Source organism: Rhizobacter sp., from assembly GCF_031412495.1.
Taxonomy (GTDB): domain Bacteria; phylum Pseudomonadota; class Gammaproteobacteria; order Burkholderiales; family Burkholderiaceae_C; genus Schlegelella_A.
The window spans coordinates 1-1,592 of sequence record NZ_JANODC010000002.1 but is presented as its reverse complement, the minus strand read 5'-3'; the positions used below and the strand labels follow the sequence as shown (position 1 = coordinate 1,592).

The 1,592-nt window shown below is 69.8% G+C and carries 2 protein-coding genes; one reads left to right on the top strand and one right to left on the bottom strand.

The annotated features are described in order from the left end of the window. The coding region (locus AC30N0_RS00045; RefSeq protein WP_489515898.1) for a cytochrome ubiquinol oxidase subunit I at window positions 1-1,031 on the bottom strand (1,031 nt) is incomplete at its 3' end. An 86-nt stretch (window positions 1,032-1,117) separates the two neighbouring features. Here AC30N0_RS00045 and AC30N0_RS00040 point away from each other — a divergent pair. Continuing rightward, on the top strand, window positions 1,118-1,592 hold a 475-nt coding region (locus tag AC30N0_RS00040), incomplete at its 3' end, for a M61 family metallopeptidase (protein WP_489515897.1).

The window sequence follows — 1,592 nt, the reverse complement described above, 5'->3', positions numbered from 1 at the left end:
CGGCGGTAGAGCCAGACGCCGGTCCAGCTCGCCGCGAGCATCAGCAGGCCCGTGCCGACCATGATCCGGAAGGCCCAGAAGACGGGCGCCACCGGCGGGTGCGCGCCCTTGAACTCGTCGAGCCCCTTGATCTCGCCGTCGGCCGTGTGGGTGAGGATCCAGCTGCCGAGCAGCGGGATCACGATCTCGGCGCGGTTGCGGCGCTCGGCGTCCGAGGGCAGGGCGAACAGGCGCAGCCCGGCGCCTCGCTCGGTCTGCCAGATGCCTTCCATCGCGGCGATCTTCTGCGGCTGGTGCTCGAGCGTGTTCAGGCCGTGCAGGTCGCCGACGGCGATCTGCAGCGGGATCGCGACCGCGGCGATCGTCAGGCCGACGCGCAGCACGCGCGGCGCGGAGCGGCCGGCGACGCCGCGCAGCAGCTGCCACGCGGCCAGCCCGGCGAGCAGGAAGGCCACGGTCAGCGTCGAGGCCAGCAGCATGTGCGCCAGCCGGTACGGGAAAGACGGATTGAAGATCACGGCGAGCCAGCTCGTCGCGTGGTAGATGCCCTCGGCGTCGATGCGGTATCCGGCCGGCGTCTGCATCCACGAGTTCAGGGCCAGGATCCAGAAGGCGCTGAGGGTGGTGCCGAAGGCGACCATGACGGTGGCGAACAGGTGGATGCGCTCGCTCACCTTGCCGTGCCCGAACAGCATGATGCCGAGGAAGCCCGCCTCGAGGAAGAACGCGGTGAGCACCTCGTAGCCGAGCAGCGGCCCGGCGATGTTGCCGACCTTTTCCATGAAGCCCGGCCAGTTGGTGCCGAACTGGAAGCTCATGGTGATGCCGCTGACGACGCCGAGCGCGAAGCTGAGCGCGAAGATCTTGGTCCTGAAGCGGTAGGCGTCGAGCCAGCCCTGCTCGCGCGTCGCCAGCCAGCGACTGCGAAAGAAGAGGAGGACCCAGCCGAGCGCGATGCTGATGGTCGGGAACAGGATGTGGAAGGTGATGTTCGCCGCGAACTGCATGCGGGCCATCAGAAGAGCATCCATCGAGCCGACCTCCGCGGCTGGGCGATCACCGAGGGCGCCATCTTGCTCCCCTTCGCCCGCGAACGGGGCCGGCGACAATCCCGCCCATGATCAGCTATGGCATTGATTGCTCGGCGACCCGGACCCATCTCTTTAGGGTCGAGCTCAGCGTGCCCGCGCCTGCCGCCGAGCAGCGCCTCAGCCTTCCGGTGTGGATTCCCGGCAGCTATCTCGTCCGCGAGTTCGCGCGCCATCTGTCGTCGCTCGGCGCCGAGCAGGGCGGCCGCCCTGTGCCGCTGCGCCAGCTCGACAAGGCGACCTGGCTGGCCGGCTGCGAAGGCGCGGCGCCGCTGGTCGTCCGCTACCGGGTCTACGCCTTCGACACGTCGGTGCGGGCCGCCTACCTCGGCGCGAGCCGCGGCTTCTTCAACGGCACCGGCGTCTGTCTCCGGGTCGAAGGTCGCGAGCGCGAGCCGCATGCGCTCGCGGTTACCGGCCTGCCGGCGGGCTGGGATGTGGCCACGGCCTTCGACGCACGCCCGGGCGGCGGCAAGCATGCGTTCATCGCATCGGGCTACGACG